At 50.6% G+C, this 26,436-nt stretch carries 30 protein-coding genes; 24 read left to right on the top strand and 6 right to left on the bottom strand.

The window, feature by feature from the left end; translation table 11 throughout:
• Nucleotides 1–36: 36 nt before the first annotated feature.
• The 5 genes from T320_RS12560 to rpoN all read left to right on the top strand — a co-directional run bounded on the left by T320_RS12560 (nucleotide 37) and on the right by rpoN (nucleotide 4,439).
• Nucleotides 37–324 (top strand): nucleotidyltransferase family protein, encoded by a 288-nt coding sequence (locus tag T320_RS12560; RefSeq protein WP_037356364.1) that lies wholly within the window; start codon nucleotides 37–39, stop codon nucleotides 322–324.
• Nucleotides 315–707: an HI0074 family nucleotidyltransferase substrate-binding subunit gene (locus T320_RS12555; RefSeq protein WP_231465902.1), complete on the top strand. Its 393-nt coding sequence runs from the start codon at nucleotides 315–317 to the stop codon at nucleotides 705–707. The genes T320_RS12560 and T320_RS12555 overlap by 10 nt, the downstream gene beginning before the upstream one ends.
• Nucleotides 708–751: 44 nt before the next feature.
• A complete protein-coding gene (locus T320_RS12550) occupies nucleotides 752–1,651 on the top strand; it encodes a radical SAM protein (protein ID WP_037356361.1) in 900 nt (299 codons plus the stop codon).
• 96 nt (nucleotides 1,652–1,747) lie between these two features.
• Nucleotides 1,748–3,025, top strand: a complete 1,278-nt coding sequence (locus T320_RS12545; protein ID WP_037356358.1) for a hexokinase family protein — start codon at nucleotides 1,748–1,750, stop codon at nucleotides 3,023–3,025.
• A 40-nt stretch (nucleotides 3,026–3,065) separates the two neighbouring features.
• Nucleotides 3,066–4,439 carry an RNA polymerase factor sigma-54 gene (gene rpoN / locus T320_RS12540; protein WP_037356355.1) on the top strand — a complete coding sequence of 458 codons (1,374 nt, stop codon included), beginning with the start codon at nucleotides 3,066–3,068 and terminating at the stop codon, nucleotides 4,437–4,439.
• An 83-nt stretch (nucleotides 4,440–4,522) separates the two neighbouring features.
• Here the strand turns inward: rpoN and T320_RS14740 are convergent, their stop codons facing one another.
• Nucleotides 4,523–4,672, bottom strand: a complete 150-nt coding sequence (locus T320_RS14740; protein WP_155266756.1) for a hypothetical protein — start codon at nucleotides 4,670–4,672, stop codon at nucleotides 4,523–4,525.
• Nucleotides 4,673–4,898: 226 nt separating this feature from the next.
• Between T320_RS14740 and T320_RS12535 the strand changes: the two genes are divergently transcribed.
• The 3 genes from T320_RS12535 to T320_RS12525 all read left to right on the top strand — a co-directional run bounded on the left by T320_RS12535 (nucleotide 4,899) and on the right by T320_RS12525 (nucleotide 7,419).
• The gene (locus T320_RS12535) at nucleotides 4,899–5,579 is read left to right on the top strand and encodes a response regulator transcription factor (protein ID WP_026761306.1); all 681 of its coding nucleotides are present in this window, start codon (nucleotides 4,899–4,901) and stop codon (nucleotides 5,577–5,579) included.
• Nucleotides 5,576–6,895, top strand: coding sequence for a sensor histidine kinase (locus tag T320_RS12530; protein WP_037356352.1), 1,320 nt, complete (start codon nucleotides 5,576–5,578; stop codon nucleotides 6,893–6,895). The genes T320_RS12535 and T320_RS12530 overlap by 4 nt, the downstream gene beginning before the upstream one ends.
• 83 nt (nucleotides 6,896–6,978) lie before the next feature.
• Complete coding sequence (locus tag T320_RS12525; RefSeq protein ID WP_026761304.1) at nucleotides 6,979–7,419, top strand: hypothetical protein; 441 nt, start codon at nucleotides 6,979–6,981, stop codon at nucleotides 7,417–7,419.
• Nucleotides 7,420–7,454: 35 nt separating this feature from the next.
• Here T320_RS12525 and T320_RS12520 read toward each other — a convergent pair whose 3' ends face one another.
• Complete coding sequence (locus T320_RS12520; protein WP_037356349.1) at nucleotides 7,455–8,618, bottom strand: FprA family A-type flavoprotein; 1,164 nt, start codon at nucleotides 8,616–8,618, stop codon at nucleotides 7,455–7,457.
• Nucleotides 8,619–8,793: 175 nt separating this feature from the next.
• Between T320_RS12520 and T320_RS12515 the strand changes: the two genes are divergently transcribed.
• From T320_RS12515 to T320_RS12500, 4 genes are all read left to right on the top strand, one after another.
• On the top strand, nucleotides 8,794–10,008 hold the full coding sequence (locus T320_RS12515) for an efflux RND transporter periplasmic adaptor subunit (RefSeq protein ID WP_231465901.1): 1,215 nt from the start codon (nucleotides 8,794–8,796) through the stop codon (nucleotides 10,006–10,008).
• Nucleotides 10,005–13,094: an efflux RND transporter permease subunit gene (locus tag T320_RS12510; RefSeq protein ID WP_037356343.1), complete on the top strand. Its 3,090-nt coding sequence runs from the start codon at nucleotides 10,005–10,007 to the stop codon at nucleotides 13,092–13,094. The genes T320_RS12515 and T320_RS12510 overlap by 4 nt, the downstream gene beginning before the upstream one ends.
• 63 nt (nucleotides 13,095–13,157) lie before the next feature.
• Complete coding sequence (locus tag T320_RS12505) at nucleotides 13,158–13,418, top strand: type II toxin-antitoxin system HicA family toxin (protein ID WP_037356340.1); 261 nt, start codon at nucleotides 13,158–13,160, stop codon at nucleotides 13,416–13,418.
• Complete coding sequence (locus T320_RS12500) at nucleotides 13,396–13,773, top strand: type II toxin-antitoxin system HicB family antitoxin (protein WP_037356337.1); 378 nt, start codon at nucleotides 13,396–13,398, stop codon at nucleotides 13,771–13,773. The genes T320_RS12505 and T320_RS12500 overlap by 23 nt, the downstream gene beginning before the upstream one ends.
• 76 nt (nucleotides 13,774–13,849) lie before the next feature.
• Here T320_RS12500 and T320_RS12495 read toward each other — a convergent pair whose 3' ends face one another.
• The 3 genes from T320_RS12495 to T320_RS15130 are packed head-to-tail and all read right to left on the bottom strand — an operon-like array spanning nucleotide 13,850 to nucleotide 15,390.
• A complete protein-coding gene (locus T320_RS12495; RefSeq protein ID WP_037356334.1) occupies nucleotides 13,850–14,776 on the bottom strand; it encodes a hypothetical protein in 927 nt (308 codons plus the stop codon).
• A gap of 30 nt (nucleotides 14,777–14,806) precedes the next feature.
• Nucleotides 14,807–15,172 (bottom strand): hypothetical protein, encoded by a 366-nt coding sequence (locus T320_RS12490; RefSeq protein WP_037356331.1) that lies wholly within the window; start codon nucleotides 15,170–15,172, stop codon nucleotides 14,807–14,809.
• 29 nt (nucleotides 15,173–15,201) lie between these two features.
• On the bottom strand, nucleotides 15,202–15,390 hold the full coding sequence (locus T320_RS15130; RefSeq protein WP_037356329.1) for a helix-turn-helix transcriptional regulator: 189 nt from the start codon (nucleotides 15,388–15,390) through the stop codon (nucleotides 15,202–15,204).
• A 145-nt stretch (nucleotides 15,391–15,535) separates the two neighbouring features.
• Between T320_RS15130 and T320_RS12480 the strand changes: the two genes are divergently transcribed.
• Nucleotides 15,536–15,892: a helix-turn-helix domain-containing protein gene (locus T320_RS12480; protein WP_037356326.1), complete on the top strand. Its 357-nt coding sequence runs from the start codon at nucleotides 15,536–15,538 to the stop codon at nucleotides 15,890–15,892.
• A 68-nt stretch (nucleotides 15,893–15,960) separates the two neighbouring features.
• On the opposite strand, the gene T320_RS14110 is transcribed toward T320_RS12480, so the two are convergent.
• A complete protein-coding gene (locus T320_RS14110; RefSeq protein ID WP_051608787.1) occupies nucleotides 15,961–17,382 on the bottom strand; it encodes a serine/threonine-protein kinase in 1,422 nt (473 codons plus the stop codon).
• Between the two features lie 59 nt (nucleotides 17,383–17,441).
• Here T320_RS14110 and T320_RS12470 point away from each other — a divergent pair, with 59 nt between their 5' ends.
• The 11 genes from T320_RS12470 (at nucleotide 17,442) to T320_RS12420 (ending at nucleotide 26,397) form a co-directional block, all read left to right on the top strand.
• Nucleotides 17,442–17,879 (top strand): helix-turn-helix domain-containing protein, encoded by a 438-nt coding sequence (locus T320_RS12470; RefSeq protein ID WP_037356323.1) that lies wholly within the window; start codon nucleotides 17,442–17,444, stop codon nucleotides 17,877–17,879.
• A gap of 91 nt (nucleotides 17,880–17,970) precedes the next feature.
• Nucleotides 17,971–18,696 carry a UMP kinase gene (gene pyrH / locus T320_RS12465; protein ID WP_026761300.1) on the top strand — a complete coding sequence of 242 codons (726 nt, stop codon included), beginning with the start codon at nucleotides 17,971–17,973 and terminating at the stop codon, nucleotides 18,694–18,696.
• Nucleotides 18,696–19,253, top strand: a complete 558-nt coding sequence (frr, locus tag T320_RS12460) for a ribosome recycling factor (RefSeq protein WP_026761299.1) — start codon at nucleotides 18,696–18,698, stop codon at nucleotides 19,251–19,253. The genes pyrH and frr overlap by 1 nt, the downstream gene beginning before the upstream one ends.
• Nucleotides 19,253–19,465: an aliphatic sulfonate ABC transporter gene (locus tag T320_RS12455; protein WP_026761298.1), complete on the top strand. Its 213-nt coding sequence runs from the start codon at nucleotides 19,253–19,255 to the stop codon at nucleotides 19,463–19,465. The genes frr and T320_RS12455 overlap by 1 nt, the downstream gene beginning before the upstream one ends.
• Nucleotides 19,466–19,468: 3 nt before the next feature.
• Nucleotides 19,469–19,639, top strand: coding sequence for a DUF362 domain-containing protein (locus T320_RS12450; RefSeq protein ID WP_037356319.1), 171 nt, complete (start codon nucleotides 19,469–19,471; stop codon nucleotides 19,637–19,639).
• A gap of 83 nt (nucleotides 19,640–19,722) precedes the next feature.
• A complete protein-coding gene (locus tag T320_RS12445) occupies nucleotides 19,723–20,538 on the top strand; it encodes an isoprenyl transferase (RefSeq protein ID WP_072024016.1) in 816 nt (271 codons plus the stop codon).
• 15 nt (nucleotides 20,539–20,553) lie between these two features.
• A complete protein-coding gene (locus tag T320_RS12440) occupies nucleotides 20,554–21,381 on the top strand; it encodes a phosphatidate cytidylyltransferase (protein WP_037356316.1) in 828 nt (275 codons plus the stop codon).
• Between the two features lie 16 nt (nucleotides 21,382–21,397).
• Entirely contained in the window at nucleotides 21,398–22,549 is a 1,152-nt protein-coding gene (locus T320_RS12435) for a 1-deoxy-D-xylulose-5-phosphate reductoisomerase (protein WP_037356313.1), read from the top strand.
• A gap of 14 nt (nucleotides 22,550–22,563) precedes the next feature.
• Entirely contained in the window at nucleotides 22,564–23,601 is a 1,038-nt protein-coding gene (gene rseP / locus T320_RS12430) for an RIP metalloprotease RseP (RefSeq protein WP_037356310.1), read from the top strand.
• 5 nt (nucleotides 23,602–23,606) lie between these two features.
• Nucleotides 23,607–24,689 (top strand): flavodoxin-dependent (E)-4-hydroxy-3-methylbut-2-enyl-diphosphate synthase, encoded by a 1,083-nt coding sequence (ispG, locus tag T320_RS12425; protein WP_037356307.1) that lies wholly within the window; start codon nucleotides 23,607–23,609, stop codon nucleotides 24,687–24,689.
• Entirely contained in the window at nucleotides 24,676–26,397 is a 1,722-nt protein-coding gene (locus T320_RS12420; RefSeq protein WP_037356304.1) for a proline--tRNA ligase, read from the top strand. Before ispG ends, T320_RS12420 begins: the two co-directional genes overlap by 14 nt.
• Nucleotides 26,398–26,436: the final 39 nt, after the last annotated feature.

The following is a 26,436-nucleotide window of genomic DNA, read 5'->3' as shown; positions in this document are numbered from 1 at the left end:
TAAAGTTAAGGAGAGTTCTTTGCGTGGAGAATATCTATGAACATTTATATATACCGTATACGCCAGCTGGTTCTGTCTGTGCTGGCTGATGAAAAAGCAAATATATACCTTTTTGGCTCCTGGGCACGAGGTACTGCACGGCATGGTTCAGATGTGGATGTGGCGGTAGAATTTTTGGGTGTGCCTAATGAGCGGAAAATCGCTGACCTGCGGGAGCAACTAGAAGAATCGACCATTCCTTATCGTGTGGATATTGTAGATATGAGCAGAGCCGCAGAATCATTGCGCGAGGAAATCAGAAAGGATGGTATTCGATGGAACTGATGGACAGCAAGCGTTTTCAAGGGGCGGCTCGAGCTTTGGCACGTCTGCATGAAGCGGTAAGCAAGGATAATCTAAGCGAAATCGAGCGTGACGGATTGATTCAGCGGTTTGAATTTTGTTTTGAAATCATGTGGAAATGCGGCAAGGATTATCTGTATGACCGTGAAGGTTTGGATGCGGCCTCGCCGAAGAAGGTGATTCGCAGCCTTCGTGATGTTGGTATTTTTAGCGATGAGGAAACAGAGCAGGCATTAAAAATGGTAGACGACCGCAATCTGACGGCTCATACTTATGATGAGGATATGGCAAAAGAGTTGGCAGAGCGTATATATGCTTACGAAGCTTTATTACAAGCTTGGTATAGAAAAATGGTAAACGGTTAAACAAAATTTTCAAATGAGAATAGACTTAAAGGAAGATAACGCAAATGTTAGATATTACGAATTGTAATCTCTGCCCGCGCCGCTGTGGTGTCAACCGCACCCAGCGGGCGGGCTTTTGCGGTGCGGGGGAGAACGTGCGCATTGCGTTGGTTTCCCTGCATCAGTGGGAAGAACCCTGTCTTGTAGGAGAGCGAGGCGCAGGGACAGTTTTTTTCTCCTACTGCAATCTGCGCTGTGTATATTGCCAGAACCATGAAATCAGTCATGGCGGCAAAGGGCAGGAAGTTTCTGTGGAGCGGCTTGCAGAGATTTTTCTCGAACAGCAGGCGCGGGGGGCGGCTACGCTCGACCTCGTAACGCCTACGCACTATGTGCCGCAGATTATTGCGGCGCTGGATAGGGCTAAGGGGCAGGGCTTTCACCTGCCTGTCGTATATAATTCCAGCGGTTATGAAACGGTTGAAACGATTGAGGCCCTGCGGGACTATGTGGATATTTTTCTGCCGGATTTGAAATACATGAGTGCAGAGAGCGGCGGGGAGTATTCTGCGGCGGCAGATTATTTTTCCCATGCCAGTGCGGCTATCAAAAAGATGGTGGAAATAACGGGGCCAGTGCAGTTTGCAGATAATGGGCAAATGACGAGGGGCGTGCTGGTGCGTCATATGGTTCTGCCGGGACACCGCCATGAGAGCATGGACCTTATGAAATGGCTCTGGGAAAACTTTGGCCGGACGATTCAGGTGAGTCTGATGAATCAGTACACCCCAATGTATAAAGCCGCTGAGCATAAGAAAATCAATCGCCGTCTGACGACCTTTGAGTATGAGTCCGTGGTGAATTATGTGCTGGATTTGGGCATGGAAAATGTCTATGTGCAGGAGCGCCGCAGTGCTTCGGAGGAATATGTGCCAGATTTCAATGGGGCCGGTGTTTTGCAATAGGAAAACAGTTTCAGAATAAGTACTAGGAAAAAATGCGGGAAAACGCTATAATAAGAAATGTATTTCTATTAGAAAAATGTTAAAGGGGAATAGAAAATGGCTTTTAATCAGGAACATTTTGCACAGCTTATTGATGAATTCACGGTGAACAGCGAGCAGCTCAGGGAAATTGCCGCTGACTTCCGTTATGATTTGCGTTTAGGGCTCAAGAATCCGGACGAATCTTCTCTGCGTATGCTCAAGTCCTATCTGGGCCTGCCTTCCGGCAAGGAGACCGGCGAATATCTGGCACTAGACTTTGGCGGCACGAACCTGCGTGTTTTGCGGATTAAGCTCATGGGTGAAGGCAAGTTCGAAGTGCTCAAAAAGGTGGCTAAGCCGCTGAAGGTGGAAGGTGTATACGATTTCATCGGCGCAGATTCCACGGCTGAGGAAATGTTTGACTTCATCGCTGAACTCGTAGATGAAGCCATTGACGGCGACCATGAGAAAAAGTACCTCTTGGGTCACACATTCTCTTTCCCCTCGGAACAGACGAATCTTTACAATGCCAAACTCATCATCTGGACGAAGGAATTTGCTACGCCGGGTGTTGAAGGCAAGGTGGTCAATGACCTGCTGAAAGAAGCTCTGCACCGTCAGGGCATTGATAATGTTGAACCGACGGCTGTCATCAACGATACGGTAGCCGTTCTCCTGGCTGCAGCCTACAAACAGCCGGATATCTACATCGGTTCCATCTATGCTACGGGCCACAACACCTGCTACCTCGAACCATATGCCGAAAGCGGCGATGCGCCGATGATTCTCAATCTGGAATCCGGCGGCTTCATGAAGCTCGTGCCGAGCCGTCTGGATATCGAATATGATGAAGCATCCGAAAAGCCGGGCGAACAGCGTCTCGAAAAAATGGTTTCCGGCCGTTATATGGGCGAGCTCTTTGGCATGGCTATGGCTGAACTGTTGGAAGAAAAGGGCAAGAACTACGGCTTTACCAGCATTGATATGAGCAATATCATCAATGAAGCCGATAAGGTTGCCGAAATCATCAAGGCTAAGACGGGCCATGATATTGCGGCTGAAGATGTGGAAAAGGTGCAGAAACTGGCCAGCACGCTCGTTATCCGTTCTGCCCGTCTCGTGACGGCATCCTTTGTAGGCATCATTTGGCAGCAGGCTGGCAGCGGCAAGGCACAGAAACAGCACATTGCCATCGACGGCTCGGTTTACGAAAAGATGCCGCTGGCGAAAGAAAACATTATGCGCGCGCTGTCCGAACTTCTCGGTGAGGAAGCCGCAGTTATTGATACGGTACTGGAAAACGGCGGCAGCGGTCTGGGCGCAGCGATTGCCGCAGCCATGTCCCAGAAGTAAGACCATAGGTGCGCCTATTCATTGAAGGAGCGTTTTTCCCATGCATCAGGAACAATCATTAAATATGAACCTGTCGCAGCATCTGGCGATGACTATGAAGCTGCAGCAGGCTATTCAGATTCTGCAGCTGTCGGCGCAGGATTTGAAGGCTGAGATAGAAAAGGAATACTTGGAAAATCCCGCTCTGGAGATGGAATATGGCGATGGCGCCGATACACGGCAGATGGAGAATCTGCGGGCGGAGAATATTTCGGCTTTAGCCGAGTATCTTGAAGGAGATGGCAATACCTCCAATGGCGGCTTTAGTGACGCCAGTTCCCGCGAACACGTTTTTGAATCGGCTACGCCGGTCAGTACGACCTTGGAGCGGGAACTGTTGGAGCAGGCTGAATTTGCCTTTCAGGCGGAAGAAGATTTGGCCGTTGCGACCTTCATCATCGGCTCAATTGACGATTGGGGCTATTTGACCCTGCCCTTAAAGGAAATTGCCGCCACCATGCAGGTGACGGAGGAAAAGGCTGAGGCGGTACTTGCGGTTATTCAGACCTTTGAACCGTTGGGCGTTGGTGCTCGTGATTTAGCGGAGTGCTTGCGGATTCAGGCTAAGGCCTTGGGCATTTATGAGGGGCTGGTGGCTGCCGTTATCGACAAGCATTTGCCGGAGGTAGCTGATGCCCGCATTAAGGAGATTGCTGCGGCAGAAAACTGCAAGCCTGCGGATGTGCAGGTGGCGGTGGATATCGTTCGCAAGCTCGACCCCAAGCCCGGCAGCGCCTATGGCGGGGAGGCGGCCAGCTACATCACGCCCGATGTGGTGGTGACCAAGACCGCGAACGGCTATCAGGTGAATCTCAACGACACCTATATTCCGCAGCTCAAAATATCCTCTATCTACAAAAATGCCGAGGAATACGACAAGGACACGCAAAAGTACATCAACAAGCGGCTGAGTGCTGCATCCTGGCTCATTAACAGCATTGAACAGCGCCGCAGCACCATCAAAAAGGTGGTGGAAGAAATTGTGCGGGTGCAGCAGGACTTTTTGGAACAGGGCATGAAAAAACTTCATCCGCTGACCATGCAGGAGGTGGCCGATGCCATCGGTGTCCATGAGTCCACAGTCAGCCGCGCTGTGGCCAATAAGTATGCCGAACTGCCAGGCGGCATTATCGCCCTGCGCAAGTTCTTTACAGCGAATCTGGCCAAGAGCGGTGACGGCGAGGATTTTATTGCCAGCCAGGCCAAGGCCGTCATCAAGGAGCTTATCGAAGGAGAAAATCCGCAGAAGCCCTTGAGCGACCAAAAGCTCTGTGAACTGTTGAAAACAAGAAAGATGGATATTTCCCGCCGCACGGTCATGAAATACCGTGAGGCTTTGGGCTATCCATCTTCGGTGAAGCGTAAGCGCTATTAAAAAGTCGATAGAAAAAGAGGGGCTGACATGTCAAATTTTGACATGTCAGCCCCTTTTGCCGTACTTCGATATATGTTAGGAAATTAGTTTTCGCCTTTTTCAGCTTTGGAAAGTTTTGCGCAAGCAGCAGCAATGCGGTCGATAAAATCATACTCCATGGAAGTTGCTTCGAAAGCTTCAGCAAATTCACGGCTGCCCAGCTTCTGGTCAAGAATCTTTTCGCAATCACGCATGGTTTGTTTCACCTCCTGAAATTTATGGTACGTCTTAGTACCTGCTAACAGAAATACATTATAGCAGGTACTAAAAAAAATGCAAGAGGTTTTTATAAAAAATCTTATAGATAATTCTAATGATGGATAAATCATATTTATATATACAGAAAAAGACAGCTTTTCATTGGATTTTCAAGAAAAGATGCTTATAATAGAAATGAAAATAATTTTTGGAGGTGCGGTTATGCGGGTTTTATTGGCAGAAGACGACCGTCGCTTGGGCAAATTAGTGCAGTATATGCTGGAGCAGAATAAGATAAAAGCCGATTGGGTGACCAATGGCAGTGAAGTTTATGAGTACGCTATGTACACCGATTACGATATATTGATTCTTGATTGGATGATGCCGGGAGAAAATGGCATTGACGTCTGCAAGCGCCTGCGCAGTGATGGCTATGCCAAGGCCATCCTCATGCTCACGGCAAGAGATTCCGTGGAAGACAGAGTGTCGGGGCTGGATGCTGGAGCAGACGATTATCTGGTGAAGCCTTTTGAATTTGCTGAACTCATGGCGCGCCTGCGGGCTTTGGGCCGCCGCAGCACGCAGCAGATTCAGCAGGACAAGGTGGAAGTAGGCGACTTTACACTGAACCGTACCACGAAAGTGTTAAAGAAGAAAGACGAAATCATTCAGCTTTCGCCGCGTGAGTTCCAGATTTTTGATTTGCTGGTGCAGAATCTGGGCATTGTGGTGCCCCGCGACATTCTGCTGGACAGAATTTGGGGCATGGAGGCAGATGTAAGCTCCAACAATATCGACTCCTATATCAAGATTTTGCGGAAAAAACTCGATTTGGGAGACGGAGAAACTGCCATTAAGACCGTCCGGGGCATTGGCTATAAGCTGGAGGTCGGCGGGCAGTGAAGGAAAATCTTTTTGGCAAGAGCCGCAAGCGGCTGACCATGCTCTATTCGCTGGTCATGATTATCTTTCTGGCCATTTTGATTTTCGCCATGCATCAGTCCATGGACTGGTCGATTCGCTCCGAGCAGGCCAGGGAACTTTGGGATACGGCGGATAATGTGGCCGAAGCCCAGAAATATCTCAATCAGCATCCGGAACTGGTGATTGATGATACGCTGGCCTATAAGAACACCAATGACCGCTTGTTTTTCTATGTCTTTGACGAGGACGGCAGGCTCCTGAACTTTTCGCGGGCTTCTTTCCGCATTGAGCCTTTTATTTTGGATGTCATGTCCCAATGGAAAGCCCCGGAAGGGGATGTGGTGGTCGTGACCAAGCCCAAGGAAAACGGCCATAAGTCGGAAATCATGATGACGACCCAGAAAATCACCGACAGCAGCGGCAAGGTGCAGATGGTCTATGTGGGCAAGGATGTGACGGCCCTCTACAATGGTATGGAAAAGGCCACATCCATCATGGCAGGGTTGGGGCTGCTCGCGCTTATTATTGCAACCATGATGGGCCATATCCTCTCCGGCAAGGCCATGGTGCCGCTGAAATCTGCCTATGAAAAGCAGCGCCAGTTTGCCGCTGATGCCTCCCATGAGCTGCGCACGCCGCTCGCTGTAGTTATGGCTTCTGCAGAAATCCTGCAGAATGACCCGGAAATCAAATCGCCCTTCCTCAAGCAGGTGGTCGAAGATGTCCATGACGAAGTCAAGAAAATGACCAAGCTGGTCAGCGACCTGTTGGTGGTGGCGCGCAGCGATAACAAGGCCTTGAAGCTGAAACCGTCCAAATTTGATTTGGGGGCGGTGGCAGCGCAGACTGCCCGCATGATGCAGCCCCTGGCCGAGCAGAAGCATATCAATATTGTTGCGGACAACCTGCCCAAGACAGTGATTCACGCCGATGAGCAAAAAATCCGTCAGCTGGTGCTGATTCTGGTGGACAATGCCGTTAAGTACACCCCCGACGGCGGCAAAGTTACCGTGGATTTCCGCCCGGCGGAAAAGGGCAAGGTGACGCTGGCGGTGCAGGATACAGGGATTGGCATTGCAAAGGAAGACCAGGAAAAAATCTTTGACCGCTTCTATCGGGTGGACAAGGCCCGCTCCCGGGAAATGGGAGGCAACGGTCTGGGACTTGCCATCGCTCAGGAAATTGTGGAACTTCACCATGGCAGCATTGCCATTGACAGTGAACTGGGCAAGGGAACGACCTTCCTGGTGACGCTCAAGGCTAAGACCAAGGGAAGAAATCTGCACATGTTTTAATAATTCTGTGAATTTATGCAGGAAATAGGCAAATGATGACGAACTTAAATAAGTAATGAGGAAAAGTTTCCGGGGGGATGCGTATGAAACACTCGGGCCTGGATGAACGATTGGATGCAATTCTGGTGCGAGCAGCTATGCGGTTGGAAGAACGAATGCGGCTGGCCTATTTTCGGGGAAGTCTGATTAAGTATTTGGAACGGATTGGTTTGGCAAAGTATATTGACGATGAAAAACTCTTAAAGGGAAGCCTGCTGGATTTGCAGGATGATGCGGCGGTGGCCATGGCCTATCGCCTGCGCAAGGCCCGTACCCGCGGCTATCTGAAAGAGGCTCTGGATGAGATGAACATGTCGGAGCTTCTGCAGAAGGAAACCCATATTAAAACGGTAAAACCATCCTCCAAGCGGCAGCCGGAAATCAAAAAGGTACAGCTGCAGATGGTCAAGGGAGAAAACAAATCTTCGGCTTTATCGGAAGAAGAAAAGAAAAAGCTATTGAAAAATTTCAAGGTGATAAAGTAAAAAATCGCTGGCAGTTGTCTGTCAGCGATTTTCTATTAGAGGCTGCCAGCTATCTGCGTGGTGATGTCCTGCAGATGTTCTTCTGTAGGCACATTCAGCAGGCGGATTTTGTCGAGGATTATCTCGCAGCCCATGTTTTTTAGTTCTTCTTCAATCTGACCGATGCTTTGCCCACCCCATCCGTAGGAGCCGAAGGCCAAGGCTTTTTTGTCCTTGGGAGCAAGTCCTTTGAGGTAGCAGAGGAAGCCTGCCATGGTGGGCAGCATTTGATTGTTGATGGTGGGAGAGCCCACGGCCAGATATTTTGCCGTGAGGATATCCGTGACGATATCGGAAAGATGATTTTCCTTGAGGTCGTAGAAGCTCACGGGGATATTCTTTTGGGCAAAGCCTTCGGCAATGGCGCGGGCCATCTTCTCGGTGGAGTGCCACATGCTGTCAAAGACGATAACGGCGCGTTCCTCGTTCTCGTTCGTTGACCATTTCTGATAGCAGGCCATGATTTCCGGGATATAGGAGCGCCAAATAATGCCGTGGCCCGTGGCGATAAGGTTGATGTCGAGTCCCGCGAGGGCCTTGAGGGCGGTTTGGGCCTGTCTGCCGTAGAGCATGAGGATGTTGGCGTAGTATTTCTGACATTCAAAGAACAGAATTGACTTGTCAACTTCATCATCATAGCGCTGGCTGGAGGCCAGATGCTCGCCAAAGGCATCATTGGAGAAGAGAATTTTTTCCTCGGGGCAGTAGGTCACCATGCTGTCGGGCCAGTGAAGCATGGGCGTGGGCACGAACTGGAGGGTACGCTGGCCAATGCTCAGACTGTCCCCGGCCTTAACGCCTTGATAGGGCAAATCCCCGTAATGAGCTTTGAGGCCCTTTTCGCCATTGGGCAGGCTCGTGATGACTTTTGCCTTGGGGCAGTGTTCCATCATAAAGGGAATAGCTCCCGAATGGTCGGGCTCCACATGGCTGGATATGATATAATCAATCTTAGCCGGGTCAATAACGGATTTTATGCGGGCGAGGAGTTCCGGGGCGAAGCCTTCCTTCACCGTGTCAATGAGGGTAATCTTCTCGTCTAAGATGAGATAGGCGTTGTAGGTTGTGCCGCGCCCTGTCTGATAGCCGTGGAAACTGCGCATGGACCAGTCGATGGCTCCTACCCAGTAGATGTTTGGCCGGATTTCTATTGCTTGCATAATCGTCATTCCTTTCTGCAGTGGTTACGAAACCTATTTCGTTACTTCGGCGCAGGTAATGTTTTTCCTGCCTGCTAAAGGATTTTGACCGGGAAAAGCAGAATTTAATCAAGATAAACCAGTGAATATAAATTGAATGAAATGAGGAAGAATAATGCGCCATACATTTACGGCAATGAGCAGAAAGCAAAAAATAACAGCAGCAGGTGTCTGCCTGCTGCTATTGGCGGTAGCTTTCTATTTTTATATGGGCAGCGGCAAGCAAAAGGCCGATGGTGTGCGCCGGGAACTGCCAGAGGTGCAGGTGCAGGAGATTCAGCGGGCGGATATGCAGCGGCATATTGTGCTGTCCGGCCAGACTGTGGCCGATGCCAGCATTAACCTTGCGCCTAAGTACAATGGCCGCATTGCCGAAGTCTATGTGAATCTGGGTGACTGGGTGGAAGAAGGCCAGGTGCTCATGGTGCAGGACTTGGGGGATTTGGATATCTCCATTGCCCAGAACCGGGCGGCAGCAGGCGCGGCTCGGGCTGATGCGCGGGAGGCTGCTGCTGCTTACAATGCCAATATCATCAGCAAGCGCAATGCCTATGAGCTGGCCAAGGCCAAATACGAGCGCCAGCAGTATCTGTTCTCCATTGGGGCTATCTCGCAGGATACCTTGGACAGCAGGGAAGCAGAATTCAGTGCGGCCCGGGCGGCCTATGAGGTGCTGGCTAATCAGGTGTCTGGCGGCGAACCGGCGGCCGTGGAGTCCAAAGAGCTGACGGCCGTCAAGCAGGAGCGGGCTACGGAGGCTTTGCAGAAACAGCGGGAGGACATGATTCTGCGGGCACCCCGCAGCGGCGTGATTGCCTACCGCAATGCGGAAGTGGGAGCCTTGGCTGCGGCCAATTCCAAAGCCTTTACGCTAGTGGACACGGGGCATATCAATGTGGACTGCACAATCGGAGAAAATGATGCGGCCATCTTAAGCTCCGGCATGGCGGTGAATATCACCATCGATGCTTTGGGCAGGGACTTTGCGGGCAAGGTAATCTTTGTGAGTCCTGCCATGGAGGAGGACAGCAAGAGCTACAAGGTGCGCATATCTTTGGACAGCCCGGATGATTCCGTCAAGGCGGGGCTCTTTGCGCATACGGCAGTGGATATTTTGCAGCGGCGTCAGACCATCTTCGTGCCCCAGTCGGCCGTGCTTTCTCGCAATGGTATGCAGTACGTCTTTGTCCTGCTGGCCGATGGCACTGTGGAACAGCGGGCTGTAAAAATCGGGCTCCTCAATGACGAGAGCGAGGAGATTATCGAGGGCCTAGCCGTAGGTGAAAAAGTGGTGCTGAACAATCAGGATAAGCTGCAGTCCGGCATGAAAGTCAAGGTGGCAGAATCATGAATATCACCCGATTATCCATTAGCCGCCCGGTAGGCATATCCATGATTGTGGCCTTTTTCGTGGTGCTGGGGCTTTACAGTTACTACCGCATCGGCGTGGAACTGCTGCCTGCCCTCAACACGCCCTATGTGACGGTGACGGTGAAATATCCCGGCGCCAGTGCAGAATCCGTGGAGCAGGAAATCATCAAGCCGGTGGAAGATGCGGTATCCTCCGTGTCCAATGTGAAATCCATCACATCCGTTGCTAGTTATGAGCGGGGACGGGTCATGATGGAAATGAACTTTGATGCGGACGCAGACCTGGCGGCCATCGAAGCCACGAAAAAAGTCGAGGCCATCAAAAATAAACTTCCCGATGAGGCCGATGCTCCCGTAGTCATCAAGCGGGATATCAATGCCAAGCCTATCATGGAACTGGCGGTGATGAGCCAGCAGGGACTGGGCACTACCTATTCCATGACGGAGCACGTCTTTCAGGATGTGCTGCAGCAGGCGGGCGGCGTTTCGGAAATTGAACTGCATGGCGGCCGGGACAAGGAAGTGGCCGTGGAGGTGGACAGGGAAAAGCTCACCGCCTATAAGCTGACCCTGCCCAAGATTGCCAGCGCCATCAAGAATGAAAACCAGCTGCTGCCATCAGGCCCGGTGTATACGGATAGCTCCAAGGCCGATGTGCGGGTGGTCGCCGAGTACAAAAAGGCCAGCGATATTGAAAAAATCCGCATTGCTAACGGCAGTGGGGAACTGATACCTTTGACGGCGGTCGCCACGGTGAAGGAGCAGGATGCCCGGCAGGTGCGCTATGGACGCCTTAACGGGGAACCCGCGGTCAACGTGCTGATTTACAAGAACAGCGACGCCAATGTGGTGGAGACGGCCAATAACATTTTGACAGCCGTGAAGAAACTGCGCCAGGATTACCCGGATTATCAGTTCGTAGTGGTGTCCAATGATGCGGAATATGTGGAAACCTCCCTCCATGACACCTTGGGTACATTGGTGGAAGGTTTGATTACCACAGGTCTGGTTCTCTTCCTGTTCCTGCGCGGCTGGCGCTCCACCGCGGCGGTGATGATTGCCATTCCCACATCCCTGATTTCCACCTTCTTTGTCATGTATCTGGCGGGTTTCACCTTCAATATGATGTCTTTGATGGGCATGACCCTCTGCGTGGGCATCTTGGTGGACGACAGCATTGTGGTACTGGAAAACATCATCCGCTATCTGAAAAACGGTGCCGAACCGGAAGTTGCGGCCGAGCGGGGCCGTATGGAAATCGGCATGGCGGCTATTGCCATCACCCTCTGTGATGCGGCGGTCTTTATGCCCATTGCCTTTATGGAGGGCATGACGGGGCAATACTTCCGCCAGTTCGGATTGACCATTGTCTTTGCCGGGGCCTTTTCCCTGTTCGTTTCCTTTACTTTGACACCCATGTTGGCGGCTAAGTTCTTCCGCAAAGGCTATCATGTGGACAACCGTTTCCTTTGGCAGTTTATGGATAAGACAGAGGAACGGGCGGTGGCCCTTTATCGGCGGGCGCTTCATTGGAGTCTGGCCCACCAGAAGAAACTTCTGCTGACCATTTTGGCCGTTTTTGTCGGCGTTATAGCCATGGTTCCGTTGGGGATTGTGGGCATGGAGTATATGCCCCAGACGGATGAGTCCAGCTTCACCATCAATATTGAGTGTCCGGTGCGGGCATCCTCCGAGGAACCCAATAAGGTGGCCCAACTTTTGGAGGCTAAGCTGGCGGAGATTCCTGAGGTGAAATACTATATGACGCAGGCGGGCGGTGCGGCTAGTGCCTATGAAGGACGCATTAAGGTGGAACTGGTGGGCCGCCATGACCGCAGCCGCTCCGTTTGGGAGATTACCCAGGAGGTGCGCGAGTTTGCGCAGCAGATTAAGAGCGCCGATATCCGCGTGACAGAAACCCAGTCCAACGTGGCAGGTATCTCCGGTGGCGGAGGCGGCCGTGGTGGCGGCGGGGCCTTGCAGGTAGAACTGCGGGGCAACAACATGCAGGAGTTGAGCGCTGCCGCAGACAAAGTGGAAAAAATCCTGCGCAACGACATCAAAGGCATTGGTGGAGTGAACAGTTCCTATACGGAAGGTATGCCGGAACTGCAGCTTACCGTCAACCGGGATAAGCTCAAGGCCTTCAACGCCAGCATTGCCGATATCGATACAGCTTTTTCTTCCGCTATTTCCGGCCGTTCAGCGGGCTCGCTCAAAAATGACCCCTTAAACGGTGGGCAGGATACGAATATCAAGGTGCGCTTCAAAGGTTCCGATGGTTATCAGGCTTCGGATGTGGCCCGCGTGCCTGTCTGGTCTAATGGGAAACTGGCCTATCTGGGCGATTTGGCTGATATTAAAGATGGGCGAGGCCCCGTGAGCATCCGGCGGGTAGACAAACAGCGTTCCATTCGTCTGGGTGCGAATCTGCAGGGCAGGCCGGTGGGTGATGTAATCCGTGATGTGCGCAAGGCGCTCAAGCAGGCAGACTTGGGCGAGGGCATCACCTATAAATTCAAAGGACAGGCCAGTCGTATGAACGATACCTTCAGCGAGTTGTTAAGCGCCCTGTTGCTCGCACTGGTGCTTATCTATATGCTGCTGGCGGTGCTCTATGAATCCGTGCTGACACCGTTTATCCGCATGTTCTCCCTGCCATTGGGGCTCATTGGTTCCGTGCTTCTGTTGTTCTTGACCCATAACACGCTGAATCTCTACTCTATGATTGGCATATTGGTGATGGACGGCATTGTAGCCAAGAACGGCACCTTGTTGATTGACTATACGCTGACCTTGATGGATAGAGGCAAGACCGCACTCGAAGCCATTGTAGAGGCCGGCTGTGTTCGCTTGAAGCCCATCTGCATGACCACCATTACCATGATGGTGGGCATGATGCCTATGGCCCTGGCCATGAGTGATGGCGCCGAGACCCGCGTCTCCATGGCCTGGGTGATTATCGGCGGGCTTCTGACCTCCACGGTATTCACCCTGCTCGTGATTCCGATTATCTTCCTGTACTTCTATCAGGGCAAGGAATCGGGAAGGAATACGGGAAATTAGATTATTTTGACACCGTATATAACACCATGATATAATGGTATTAATAATAAAAGAGGTGTTATTGTGTCTAAATTCGACAAACTTTTGCAACGTATTAGGCAGCTAGACAAAGGGTTACGCTTCGATGAGGTCAAAAAGGTACTAGTGTCCTATGGATATACGCTGAGATTTCCTCATGGTGGCAGTAGCCATGCGACTTTTCGCAAAGAGGGTTATGATAGTATAACTATCCCTACGCATGAGCCAATTAAGCGCATTTATATTATGTTGGTAAAGGAAGCAATAGAAAGGATTGATATGGATGAAGTCGGAAAAGACGCTTGAATATTATCTATCTCTGCCTTATAGGCTGGAAATCATTCCTGATACATTAGAGGGTGGATATGGTGCACGCTACCCGGAGCTTCCAGGTTGTATTACCTGTGGAGAAACGATGGAAGATGTTGTTCGCAATGCTGAGGATGCTAAGCGGGAATGGTTGTTGGCGGCACTAGAAGATGGTGTGGAAATATTCGTACCTATGGATGAAAATGAGAATTCGTATTCTGGACAGTTCAAACTGCGGATTCCCAAGATACTCCATAAAACCCTTGCCGAACATGCTAAAAAAGAAGGTATTAGCATGAATCAGTATTGTATGTATCTTCTTTCCCGCAATGATGCGTTTCACACGGTATAATTTTTTGCGAAAGTAAAAATCAGCTAGGCGGGCCGGCTTTTGACTGGTCTCCTAGCTGATTTTGGGTTGGGGTGATTTATAATCCATTTATCATCCAATAGCGGTCAGATTGGTTATAGAAAGAATAGGGATCATCTCGTTTGAAGCCCTTGTTACCAGCAATTTCACAAATTACGACATTGTCTTTTGATTTATATCCTGCTCCATCAACGACATCACCAGTGAGATTTATTGTAAAGTTGTTTACATTTATTCCAGCATCTTTTACTGTTTGCACGAGTTTCATACATTGTCGTGAGGTGCTGATGATATTTCGTTCATGTTCGTCTTGTGTAGCATAATTGACAAGTTTATCTACGCCATGAATGTCATGCTCGAAATTAGCCTGTTCTGTGATGATTACATTGACGGAACCGTCACCTAAATTATAGTATTTGATTTTGCCGGCATTTTCCAATTTTGATAAGGCTTCACGCTTTTTATTGGCTTCGGCCTGTTCTTTGGCTGCTTTTTCCGCTGCAATTTTAGCCTGCTTGGCGTGTTCATCTTTTTCTTTTATAAAAGAATCGACATCCTGTAAGGCTTTTTCTCTGGCTTCGGATTCAGGCGTGTTAGTTTTGTATTCCTGAAATTTTGCATCATAGACAGCTTTTTCGTCACCGGATAGATTGGCAATGCGGTCTGATAATTTTTCTTCTTTAGCAGCTTTTTCTTGTGCCGCTTTTTCGGCTTTTTGCGCAGCTTCCTGTTCGATTTTAGCTTGCTTTTCAGCGGCAATTTTGGCTTTTTCTTCAGGCGTTGGCTCTGGGGTCGTAGCACACGCTAGTATAAATGAGACTATACATACTGTTCCGATAAAGCGCTTGACCTTACTGGTGCTTTGATATAGATGGTCATTAGTATAATTTACACCAGCTTTTTTACGTGCATTGGCTTTTTTTCGCCAATATATGATAAAAGCAATAAGGGTGAAGAACCATAAAAAAATGAAAAATCCATGCATGGTATCAACCTCCAGACGTGAAGAGGGCTTTTAATATTGTTCAATTTTTATTACTTTGCCGCCAGAAAATATAGCTTTTACCATCCACCAACTGGTGAAGGTAGCAAATCCACCAAAGGTGAAATCAAAACGGAGACGAATAAAATCTCCGTCCTTGATTTTGAAACTAAAGGGGCGGCTTTTTAAGAACGACCAGTTCATTTTTATGCGTATTTCATGGAGGCCAGAGGGGATTTCATATTTCTGTTTATCACCGTTACTGATACGTCCTATTTCTGTATCATCGAGATATACCTTGCAGGCGCATAGTGCACCTACCCAACGGCTGATGCGGTATACTTCGATGATAGCAGGTTCTGGCGTGGCGCTTACCTGAGCGTTGTAAGTGTTTTCCATGATAATTCCTCCTTGTGAATGAAAACATTTTAATGATTGGGTAACAGTTCCTCTAGGGAACAGTCCAATATCTTTGTTAATTTCCTCATCTTGTTCGTTCTGGGACTGTGCGCTCCAGTTTCCCACTTGGCAATGGTTGACCGGTCAACTCCAAGTTTGACGGCCAGTTCTTGTTGGCTTAGGTTTTGTGCTTTACGTAGTTCACGGATGCGGTTCATAACGCGTCCTCCTGTGAATTTAACTCACACTGTATATTATGAATTATACGACAATTTGGTTTTAAAGTCAATAAAATAGTGCGTAAAACTCACATCTTGTGTCGGCGTTCATTTCCTGTACAATTATATTGTAGGGAGTGGTTTTATGAATATCACTGGTCAGCGGCTTCGTCTGCTGCGCGAGGAACGAAAGTGGTCGCAGGAAGCGGTGGCTCAAAAACTGGGCATTTCGCGGACAGCGTACAATAAATATGAGAGCGGTGCTATTCAGCCGGTGCGCAAGATTAAGGAACTGGCTGCTATATTTGACGTGAGCGCTGATTATATTTTGGGCGGTGTAGATGATGTTGCGGCGGAGCCCGGTACTGTGCCTAAGGTTCACCGTCAAATGCGCAAGTATATGGATTTAAGTGACAATGGCCGCGAAATCGTGGATATCACTCTTGACGCGGTTTATGAGCGGGAAGAACGGCAAGGCACTTTGTCCGATGGTGAAATGTGAAGTTAATACATTCATTATAAAGAAGTCCCCACAGCATTTGGTTAGCTGTGGGGACAATTTTTATATTTTTATGGAGCAAAGTCTATGCTGATTTTGTGGCGACTGTTGCGTATTTCCTGTGGAGATGAGCTGGAAATGTCGAGACTTAGTTCGGCTACCGTACTGTTGACAGTTTGGTCGGGATTGCTGATGGGATAGGCAGACAGGGGAATGGTAATGTCGGTAGCAGCACCTGGGGCAAGGTCAGCGATGGAAAGAGTGGTTGTTTTCTTTTGGGTACCGCTTTGGTAGTGAAGAATGAGGTGGGCGTTTTGCCAAGGATGGATGCTTTTGTTAATGATATGTAGAGAAATGTTCTCTTCAGAATACATATGGAGGATGCCTTGGTTGTTCATATTGTCCTGCCAATATGCGCGGGGGATGCTAAGTCCTGTACATGCATTGTTGATGGGAATGTTAAATTTTTCGGTCCATCCGTCCAGTCGGCTGCCGTTATGAAAGTATTGTACCCGGATATGTTCATCATGGGAGACAGCAGGTGCGGCAGGTTCTGGTGGGGGCAGTGGTGATGAGGATGTAGTTGGAATGGTTTGTGGCTGGTTGGCGGCAGGTGTAACTTGGTTGTTTTGTATTGTGGCGGAGGTGTTTCCGATAGTTTCTGTTGGAGGTGTTGTTGTTGTATCTGTGGCGGCAGGTTCATCGTTGGTAATCGGTGCTTGAGGGGCAGGCTGATGTGTGTAAGCGTAGCCTGCAAGAATCAGAATGATAGTGAGCAGACCTGATAAAAGACTACGGTAGAGAATTCGTGGCTTTTGTAGTGCGTTGGAAAGTTCTATCATGTTCTGGTAGCGGTCAGCAGGGTCAAGGCGGGAACAGCGGTTAAGAATGGGGCGCAAGGTTCCCTGATAATCCGATGGCAAAAGCTCGCTGATGGTCACGCCTAAGGAATAAATATCACTACGCTGGTCAGTTTGTTGAAATCCAAATTGTTCTGGCGGTGCGTAGGTTTTCGTGCCTAAGAGTGTCGTGTCCGCGCCTTTTCCGTCTTTGAAGCGGCGGCAGGTGTCAAAGTCAATGAGTCGGGGCGTACCATCCTTTTCGATAAGGATATGTTCTGGCTTGATATCCCGATGGATGATGCCAAGGTCATGAAGTTTAGCTAGCCCGTGGGAGAGCGCTAGGAGAATTTTCCGGGCTTCGCGCTCTGTGAGGAAGTTCTGCATCTTTTTACGGTCAGCAAGGCTTTGACCGTGGATATATTCTTCTATGCATGTCGTGCCACTATTGTCGCTGGCGATATAATAAATCTGTGGAAGCAGTGAGATGTTTGCTGTTTTTAACTCTGATAAGGGAAGATTTGGTTGTTGGCTTTGCCTGTAGATGGCAAGCTTCCCTTGTTGGTCGGTTGTCAGCCATACCTCACCTCGCTCGGATTTTTTGAGCAGGCGGATTTTCTTGTATTGGTTTTCGATGAAGTCGGCGGCCCTCATGGAATCACCTTGCTTTCTTAACGGGCTTCGGCTATGATGGAGAAAATGGAGGGATGGGTATGGAGAAGAAGATTGTGGATACGGAAAAATTGGAGCATCAGCTGGGAAAAGCACGGGATGTGCAAGATTTTTGGCGGGATAATGAACTTAACCTGCGGGAGATGACGCTGGCTGAATTTTTGCAGGAGCTGCTCACGGCCAAGGGGCTGAAAAAGGGGGAGGTCGTAAAGCGAAGCGGATTGGATAAAGGTTATGCTTATCATTTATTCGGCGGGCAAAAGCAGAATCCCTCCCGGGATAAGGTGCTGGCTCTGGCACTAGCCATGAAGCTCACTACCAAGGAGACCCAGCATTTGCTTCATTACGCCGGAGCAGGGGCGCTATATGTCCGTGACCATTGGGATAGTGTGCTTTGGTATGCGTTGGAACATCAGATGGGGGTAGTGGATACGAACTTGCTTTTGACAGAACTTAATTTGCGGGCATTGGAACTTTGATAAATGCTTTGTGTTCTAGTCCATTTTCATGTATAATATACTAAGTGTGAGTAAGAATCAGGTGCATAGCCTAGTATGGAGGGTATTAGTTTTGGAAACAGCGAAATATAAACGTGTTGTCTTGAAGCTTTCGGGTGAATCTCTGGCTGGTGAACAGGGCTTTGGCATTAACCCGCCTATCGTGGAAGATATCGCCAAGCAGATTAAGACTATCCGTGAGCGTGGCGTAGATGTGGCTGTAGTTGTGGGCGGCGGCAATATTTGGCGCGGCCTTGCTGGTTCTGCCAAGGGCATGGACCGTGCTCAGGCAGATTACATGGGCATGATGGCTACGGTAATGAACGCACTTGCTCTGCAGGATGCTCTGGAAAAGATGGACGTGGATACCCGGGTGCAAACCGCTATCGAAATGCGCCAGGTCGCTGAACCCTATATCCGCCGTAAGGCTATCCGTCATATGGAAAAGGGCCGTGTGGTTATCTTTGGCGCTGGTACGGGCAACCCCTACTTCTCCACGGATACCACGGCAGCTCTGCGTGCCGCTGAAATCGAGGCCGATGTAATTCTCATGGCCAAGAAGGGCACTGACGGCATCTATGATTCCGACCCCAACAAGAACCCCGATGCCAAGAAGTTTGATGAACTGACTTATCTGGAAATCATCAGCAAGGGGCTGCAGGTTATGGATACCACTGCCACCAGCCTTTGCATGGACAACAAGATTCCTCTCGTTGTCTTCAACATTGATGACCATGAAAATATCGTGCGTGCGGCTCTGGGTGAAGAGATTGGCACCACTGTAGGAGGTAACAAATAATGGTAAAAGAAATTCTTAGCTCCCACGAAGAGCGTATGCAGAAATCCATCGAAGCCCTGAAACGCGAATTTGCTTCCCTGCGGGCTGGCCGTGCGAATCCGTCCCTGCTCGACAAGGTAATGGTGGATTACTATGGCACGCCGACGCCGGTAAACCAGATTGCCAAGGTTGCTGTTCCGGAACCGCGCATGATTATGATTCAGCCCTATGAAAAGACCATGCTCCACGAAGTGGAAGTGGCTATTATGAAGTCTGATTTGGGCCTGTCCCCGAACTCCGACGGCACGGCTATCCGTCTGGCTATTCCGGCTCTGACGCAGGAACGCCGTCAGGAACTGGTAAAGACCGTCAACAAGAAGGCTGAAGAAGCGAAAGTAGCTATCCGCAACATTCGCCGTGACGGCAATGATGCCATCAAGAAGCTCGAAAAGGGCAAGGAAATCACCGAGGACGAGTCCAAGAAGGCACAGGAATCCATGCAGAAACTGGCCGATAAGTACGTTAAAGTGGTAGACACCACCCGCGCCGGCAAGGAAAAGGAAGTAATGGAAGTCTGATGGCTTTAGATGTGATGGCCCTTCCCTGGGAGACTGCTGAACAGCAGCTTCGGGAGGCAAATATCTCCTATGAAACAGAGATAACCCGCTCCACCCGGAATTTTTTTCCGGTGGACGAGGATAGACTTTATGTTGTGCGCCAGCGTCAGCAGGCAGACGGCAAGCTGCTCTTGACACTGGCTGCAAAACAACTGCCTGTAAAGGAGGTGTAATACATGGCTTACAAAATTGGTGAGGATTGCATTTCTTGCGGTTCCTGCGCTGCTACTTGCCCGGTAGAGGCAATCAGCGAGGGTGCAGAACACTATGAAATCGACCCGGATAAGTGCGTAGAGTGCGGCGCTTGCGCTGCTGGCTGCCCGGTATCTGCTATCGAGGCTCCCTGACGCGACTTTGCAAGCCCCTCTGGTGCTTTAGGCAGAGGGGCTTGTTTTGCATTATGTCATTACTTCCTAGTGAGGGATTATATATGTTGAAGAAAATATTGGGAAAAGCGGTTACCACACTGGCTGGACGTGATGATTTTGCGATTCCCAAGCATGATTCACCGCTGTTTGCAGGTTTGGATTGGGAGAAGCTCCCCAAACATGTGGCGGTGATTATGGACGGCAATGGCCGTTGGGCGAAAGGCCAGGGGCTCATGCGTACGGCGGGCCACAAGGCTGGCGTCAAGACGCTCAAGAACATCCTCAAGACAGCCAGTGGTCTGGAACTGGATGCACTCACGGTGTATGCTTTTTCCACGGAAAACTGGAAGCGTCCGGAAGTGGAAGTGGACTTCCTGATGAACCTGTTCTCGGAGTATCTGAACAAGGAATTGCAGGAGATGCACGAAAACAATGTGCAGATTCACTTCATTGGCCGTCTGGATGGTCTGTCGGACTCCCTGCAGAAGCAGATGCGTGAGGCAGTGGAACTGACGAAAAATAACACCGGCGTGAAGTTCAATATTGCGGCCAACTATGGCGGGCAGGATGAACTGGTGCGGGCAATGCAGAAAATTGCTGCCCGGGTACAGGCTGGTGAACTGGCTCCGGCAGATATTAATGAAGCGTTGGTGGAGGAGAATCTGGATACCTATGGCAATCTGCCGGTGGATTTGGTTATCCGCACCAGTGGCGATATGCGTCTGTCCAATTTCCTTTTATGGCAGGCCGCTTATGCTGAGTTCTATTTTACCGATGTGAACTGGCCGGAGTTTTCCCCGGAGTGCTTTGTGGATGCTCTGCGGGATTTTGCCAGCCGTGACCGCCGCTTTGGCGGTCTGAATGAGGACAAGAAATAATAGGAGCGTTGCTTTTTGTTACTGAGAATAATAACTGGAATAGTGGGCATTGCCGCTGCTGCCTTTGTGATTCAGACGGGCGGAGAGGTCTTTGCCGGATTTACGTTGCTGCTGATGTTTTTGGCCTGGTTTGAATATGCCCGGGCTTTTGCGGAGCGGGGCATGGGCATTGCCCTGTTTACGGGCTTTATCGCCCTGGGACTCATGTGGTATGCGGCCTGGCAAAGACCGGAATTTCTGGCGCTTGCCTGCCCGCTTATCATCATGGTGATGCTGCTTGAAAGTGTGCTGCTGCGCGGCGGCACCAGTATCTTGGATGCGCTGGCATCTGGGGCGGGGCTTATCTATATCGGTTTCCCGTTTGCCTGCCTGCTGCTTTTGCGCAACCTTATGCCGGAGACGGTTTTCACCACGGAAATCGGCACGTTCACCTTTGGCAATGCCTTTGTGTGGATTATGTTTATCGGCACGTGGGCCAGTGATACTTTTGCTTACTTTACGGGCACGGCCATTGGCCGTCATAAGCTCTGCCCGTCCATCAGTCCGAACAAGACCATTGAGGGCTTTATGGGTTCTTTGGTGGGAACCACGGCTGTAGTGGCCGGTTTGGGTTATTTCCTGAATTTGCCTTTGGAAGAGATGGCGGTATTAGGCCTTTTGATTGCTATCCTGGCCACTTTGGGGGATTTGGTGGAATCCGTGGCCAAGCGTTACGTGGGCATCAAGGATTCCGGCAATATCATTCCCGGCCATGGCGGTGTCTGGGACAGATTTGACAGCGTGCTCTTTACGGCACCGCTGGTTTACTATTTTGTCCAGTTTGTAAATCTAATGGGCAAATAAGTAAGGAGATTGGATGATGAAAAACATTGCAGTATTGGGCTCCACGGGCTCTATTGGCACCCAGACTTTGGATGTGGTGCGCCGTAACCCGGAGCTTTTCCATATCAGCGTACTCGCGGCCAATTCCAGCGATGAACTCTTTGAACAGCAGATTCGCGAGTTTGAGCCGGAACTGGCGGTATTGGCTGATGTTGATGCCTATAACCGGTTAAAGAGCCGTTACAGCGGTAAGACGAAGCTGGCTGGCGGCCGTCAGGCGTTCATTGATGCCGCAGCCTTTGATGGCGTGGACACGGTGGTTACGTCTATGATGGGTTTTGCAGGCCTGGAACCGACCATGAAGGCGCTCGATGCGAAGAAAAATATCGCACTGGCCAATAAGGAAACTTTGGTCGTAGCCGGGGAAATTGTCACCCGCAGAGCCCGCGAGCAGGGCGTAAAGATTCTGCCGGTGGACAGCGAACATTGTGCGTTCTTCCAATGTCTGCAGGGCGAGAAGATGGACTCCATCGAAAAGCTTCTGCTGACCTGCTCCGGCGGTCCCTTCCGTGGCAAGAAGCGGGAGGATTTGCTGGATGCTACGAAGGCGCAGGTGCTGGCGCATCCCACCTGGAATATGGGACAGAAAATCACTGTGGATTCGGCCAGCCTCGTGAACAAGGGGCTCGAAGTTATCGAAGCAAAGTGGCTCTATGATGTAAGCTATGACCAGATTCAGGTCGTCGTGCATCCGCAGAGTATTGTGCATTCCATGGTGCAGTTCCGTGACGGTGCGGTGATTGCCCAGCTTGGTTCCACGGATATGAAGCTGCCCATTCAGTATGCTTTGACTTATCCGGACCGGGTACAGTCGAGCTTTGACCGCTTGGACTTCTGGCAGATGAAGGATTTGACCTTCAGTAAGCCTGATACGGACACCTTCAAGGGCCTCAAATTTGCCTATGAAGCCGGCGCCATGGGCGGCAGTATGCCATGCATCTTCAATGCTGCCAACGAGATTGCGGTTGGAGCATTTTTGAAAGACGAAATCAAGTTCCTGGATATTTACGATATTATCGAAGAGACGATGCTGAAGCGGGAATGTATTATGGAACCCACTTTGGAGGAACTCTTTGAGGAAGACCGTTGGGCGCGGGAGTTTGCTACTGAAGTCCTGCGGAAGAAATAAAGGACGGTGACACTATGGTATTAACCATTGCAGCAGCTATCTTTGTTTTTGGCTTGCTGGTGCTGGTACATGAGTTGGGGCATTTCATCACCGCAAAACTTACGGGAATGCGGGTGGATGAATTTGCCATTGGCTTTGGACCGAAGCTGATTAGCTTCACCAGAGGAGAAACGGTATACAGCCTGCGGGCTATCCCTCTGGGGGGCTTTAATGATATTGCGGGCATGGACCCCAGCAACAATGAAGCAGGGAGCCGCGGCTATTGCGAAAAGCCTGTGCTTTCCCGCATGATTGTTATCCTGGCAGGTTCCGTGATGAACTTCATCCTGCCCATTGTGATTTTCTTCGGGATATTTTTCTTCGTGGGGGTCAGCACGCCTAATCCTGAGCCGGTTCTGGGCACGGTATTGGCCGATAAGGCCGCTGCGCAGGCGGGGCTGCAGGCTGGTGACCGGATTATCAGCCTCGATGGCAAGGCCATTGGCTCCTGGACCGAGTTCGTGGATAATATCAAGGATAATGAAGGTACTCCCATCAAGGTGACTGCACAGCGTGGGGAAGAAACCTTTGAAACCACCATGACGCCGGTGTATGATACGCAGGCGAAGAAGGCCATGGTGGGGGTTATGAGTTCGGTGGATACCCAGCATCCGGGAATCATTGATTCCATGGGACTGGCTCTGCAGAAAACGGCCATGATTGTGGCTATGATGCTGGAAGCTCTGGCCCAGATTATTCTGAAGCTCTCTGGCTCGGAACTGGCTGGACCCATTGGCGTGGCGCAGATGGCAGGAGAAGTGGCCCAGATGGGCTTTGTGCCGCTTTTGAACTTTGCGGCGTTCCTGAGCCTGAACCTTGGTATCGTGAATCTGTTCCCGATTCCGGCGCTTGACGGCGGCCACTTTGTGACGCTGTGTGTCGAGGCCGTGCGGGGCAAACCCATGAGCCCCAAGGCTTTGGAATACACCCAGAAGGTGGGCATTGTGCTGCTCATCCTGCTCATGGTTTTGGCCACCAAAAACGACATAGTACGCGTCTTTACAGGAGGCTAAGATAAATGTTTGAACGCAAGATTACCCGGCAGATTCATATCGGCAATGTCGCCATTGGCGGCGGCGCGCCGATTTCCGTGCAGTCCATGTGCAATACCAAGACCACGGATACGAAAGCCACGGTTGCGCAGATAAAAGCTCTGCAGAATGCGGGCTGCGATATCGTGCGGGTGGCAGTGCCGGATATGGAAGCTGCTCAGAATCTCGGCAATATCATCAAGGAAATCAACATTCCTCTGGTGGCCGATATTCATTTTGACTACAAGCTGGCTCTGGAAGCCATCAAGCAGGGCATTTCCGCCCTGCGCCTGAATCCCGGTAATATCGGCGGGGAAGAAAAGGTGCGGGCTGTGGTCAAGGCCGCAAAAGAAGCCCATATTCCCATCCGTATCGGCGTAAATGCGGGTTCGCTGGATAAAAAGATTCTCGCTAAATACGGTGAAGTTACGCCGGAGGCTTTGGTGGAATCGGCCATGCAGCATGTGAAGATTTTGGAGGATTTGGATTTCCATGACCTCAAGATTTCCCTCAAGGCCCATGATGTGCCCTTGACGCTGGCGGCTTACCGTCTGATGAGCAAAACGGTGGATTATCCCCTGCACTTGGGCATTACCGAAGCAGGCACGGTGAACACAGGCATCATCAAGTCCGCTGTGGGCATTGGCGCTTTGCTTTCAGAAGGCATTGGCGATACCTTCCGCATTTCGCTGACCGGCGACCCGGTGGTGGAAGTAAAAGTAGCTAATGAAATCTTAAAGTCTTTGGGGCTTAAAGAATACGGGCCGACTCTCGTTGCTTGTCCAACCTGCGGCCGCACGAGTATCGACCTGCCGGCCATTGCTGCCCAGGTCGAAAAGAAACTCGAAGGGATTCAAGACCCCATTGATGTAGCGGTTATGGGCTGCGTGGTCAATGGCCCGGGCGAAGCCCGCGGTGCGGATGTAGGTATTGCCGGCGGTAATGGTGAAGGCCTGATTTTCCGCAAGGGTGAAATCATCCGCAAAGTGCCGGAAGATAAATTAGTAGAAGAACTCTTCAAAGAAATAGATGCCATATTGGAGGAACGAAAGAACAATGCGAGCAAGTAATTTATATGCACCTACGCTGCGCAATACGCCGGCAGAAGCCGAGATTGCCAGCCATCAGCTTATGTACCGTGCCGGTATGATCCGTAAGGTGGCCGGTGGTATGTATACCTACCTGCCTTTGGGTTGGCGCGTCATCCGTAAGATTGAAGAAATCATTCGCGAGGAAATGGATGCCGCTGGCGGCCAGGAAATCGGCATGCCGATTCTGCAGCCGTCCGAGCTTTGGGAAGAAAGCGGCCGTTGGGCAGCTTATGGCGATGAAATGATGCGCATTAAAGACCGTCATGGCCGTAACTTCTGCCTTGGCCCGACGCATGAGGAAATGATTACGGATTTGGTGCGCGATGAAGTCAGCTCCTACAAGCAGCTGCCGTTGATGCTCTATCAGATTCAGGATAAGTTCCGTGATGAGCGCCGTCCGCGCTTCGGCCTCATGCGTAGCCGCGAATTCATCATGAAGGATTTGTATTCCTTCGATAAGGATATTGAGGGCATGAACGTGTCCTATCAGAAGATGTACGATGCCTATACGAACATTTACACCCGCATGGGCCTCGAATTCCGTCCGGTAGAGGCCGATAACGGTGCTATCGGTGGCGGCCACTCCCACGAGTTCACGGTGCTGGCTGAAGCCGGTGAATCCAACATTGCATACTGCACGAAGTGTGACTACGCGGCCAGCGATGAAAAAGCTGCACTCAGCCCCATCGAGGCTCCGGCAGAAGAAGAATTGCCGCTGGAAAAGGTGGCTACGCCGGGTACCAATACGATTGAAAGCCTCGTAGAGTTCTTGAACGTGCCCATCGAAAAGACCATCAAGGCTGTTGCTTACCGGTCCGATAACGGCAAGCTTGTGTTGGCCTTTGTCCGTGGCGACCATGATGTGAATGAAGTCAAGGTCATCAATCAGGTAGAAGGTGCGCTGGAACTCACCATGGCCGAAGATGAAGCTATCAAGAATGCTGGCGGCTGCCCGGGCTTTATGAGTGCGATTGGCATTCAGCCTAGCGAAGACGTAATTGTGCTCGTTGACCCGACGGTGATGAATATGCACAATGCCGTAGCCGGTGCCAATGAAGTGGATGCGCACTACAAGAACGTCAACCCGACGCGCGACTTCAACGCCGAAGGGATTATCGTCACCGACCTGCGCATGGTCAAGGAAGGCGACGCCTGCCCGCACTGCGGTGCTCCCATGAAGATGACCCGCGGCATTGAAGCTGGTCAGGTGTTCACGCTGGGCACGAAATACAGTCAGGCTATGGGCGCCATGTTCCTCGATGAGCAGGGTAAGCAGCAGCCGCTCTACATGGGTTGCTATGGTATCGGTGTAGGCCGTACGATGGCTGCTGCCATCGAGCAGAACAACGATGAAAACGGCATCATCTGGCCGCGTGCCATTGCGCCGTTCGAAGTCGTTGTCGTAGCCGTCAACGCCAAGAAGGACGACCAGCTGGCTTATTCCGAAGAAATCTATAAGGAATGCAAGGCCGCAGGCTTCGATACCCTGCTCGATGACCGCAAGGAACGTGCCGGTGTCAAGTTCAAAGACTGCGACCTCATCGGCTATCCTCTGCGCGTAGTCGTCGGCCCCAAGGCTGTGGAAGAAAATCAGATTGAAATCAAGGTGCGCAAGACGGGCGAAATGTTCACCGTCAGCCGCGAAGAATATCTCGATAAAGTAAAAGAAATACTGGCAACTCTGTAAATAGAAAGAAATACACTCCTGACATGTCAATTCCGAATT

Source organism: Selenomonas sp. FC4001, assembly GCF_000701565.1.
Taxonomy (GTDB): domain Bacteria; phylum Bacillota; class Negativicutes; order Selenomonadales; family Selenomonadaceae; genus Selenomonas_A; species Selenomonas_A ruminantium_B.
This window is presented reverse-complemented; position numbering and strand designations above follow the sequence as displayed.

Coding starts and splice junctions, on each gene's coding strand:
- T320_RS12560 (WP_037356364.1), top strand. CDS start 37: ATGAACATTTATATATACCGTATACGCCAGCTGGTTCTGTCTGTGCTG.
- T320_RS12555 (WP_231465902.1), top strand. CDS start 315: ATGGAACTGATGGACAGCAAGCGTTTTCAAGGGGCGGCTCGAGCTTTG.
- T320_RS12550 (WP_037356361.1), top strand. CDS start 752: ATGTTAGATATTACGAATTGTAATCTCTGCCCGCGCCGCTGTGGTGTC.
- T320_RS12545 (WP_037356358.1), top strand. CDS start 1,748: ATGGCTTTTAATCAGGAACATTTTGCACAGCTTATTGATGAATTCACG.
- rpoN (WP_037356355.1), top strand. CDS start 3,066: ATGCATCAGGAACAATCATTAAATATGAACCTGTCGCAGCATCTGGCG.
- T320_RS14740 (WP_155266756.1), bottom strand. CDS start 4,672: ATGCGTGATTGCGAAAAGATTCTTGACCAGAAGCTGGGCAGCCGTGAA.
- T320_RS12535 (WP_026761306.1), top strand. CDS start 4,899: ATGCGGGTTTTATTGGCAGAAGACGACCGTCGCTTGGGCAAATTAGTG.
- T320_RS12525 (WP_026761304.1), top strand. CDS start 6,979: ATGAAACACTCGGGCCTGGATGAACGATTGGATGCAATTCTGGTGCGA.
- T320_RS12520 (WP_037356349.1), bottom strand. CDS start 8,618: ATGCAAGCAATAGAAATCCGGCCAAACATCTACTGGGTAGGAGCCATC.
- T320_RS12515 (WP_231465901.1), top strand. CDS start 8,794: ATGAGCAGAAAGCAAAAAATAACAGCAGCAGGTGTCTGCCTGCTGCTA.
- T320_RS12510 (WP_037356343.1), top strand. CDS start 10,005: ATGAATATCACCCGATTATCCATTAGCCGCCCGGTAGGCATATCCATG.
- T320_RS12500 (WP_037356337.1), top strand. CDS start 13,396: ATGAAGTCGGAAAAGACGCTTGAATATTATCTATCTCTGCCTTATAGG.
- T320_RS12495 (WP_037356334.1), bottom strand. CDS start 14,776: ATGCATGGATTTTTCATTTTTTTATGGTTCTTCACCCTTATTGCTTTT.
- T320_RS12490 (WP_037356331.1), bottom strand. CDS start 15,172: ATGGAAAACACTTACAACGCTCAGGTAAGCGCCACGCCAGAACCTGCT.
- T320_RS15130 (WP_037356329.1), bottom strand. CDS start 15,390: ATGAACCGCATCCGTGAACTACGTAAAGCACAAAACCTAAGCCAACAA.
- T320_RS12480 (WP_037356326.1), top strand. CDS start 15,536: ATGAATATCACTGGTCAGCGGCTTCGTCTGCTGCGCGAGGAACGAAAG.
- T320_RS14110 (WP_051608787.1), bottom strand. CDS start 17,382: ATGAGGGCCGCCGACTTCATCGAAAACCAATACAAGAAAATCCGCCTG.
- T320_RS12470 (WP_037356323.1), top strand. CDS start 17,442: ATGGAGAAGAAGATTGTGGATACGGAAAAATTGGAGCATCAGCTGGGA.
- frr (WP_026761299.1), top strand. CDS start 18,696: ATGGTAAAAGAAATTCTTAGCTCCCACGAAGAGCGTATGCAGAAATCC.
- T320_RS12455 (WP_026761298.1), top strand. CDS start 19,253: ATGGCTTTAGATGTGATGGCCCTTCCCTGGGAGACTGCTGAACAGCAG.
- T320_RS12450 (WP_037356319.1), top strand. CDS start 19,469: ATGGCTTACAAAATTGGTGAGGATTGCATTTCTTGCGGTTCCTGCGCT.
- T320_RS12445 (WP_072024016.1), top strand. CDS start 19,723: ATGTTGAAGAAAATATTGGGAAAAGCGGTTACCACACTGGCTGGACGT.
- T320_RS12435 (WP_037356313.1), top strand. CDS start 21,398: ATGAAAAACATTGCAGTATTGGGCTCCACGGGCTCTATTGGCACCCAG.
- rseP (WP_037356310.1), top strand. CDS start 22,564: ATGGTATTAACCATTGCAGCAGCTATCTTTGTTTTTGGCTTGCTGGTG.
- ispG (WP_037356307.1), top strand. CDS start 23,607: ATGTTTGAACGCAAGATTACCCGGCAGATTCATATCGGCAATGTCGCC.
- T320_RS12420 (WP_037356304.1), top strand. CDS start 24,676: ATGCGAGCAAGTAATTTATATGCACCTACGCTGCGCAATACGCCGGCA.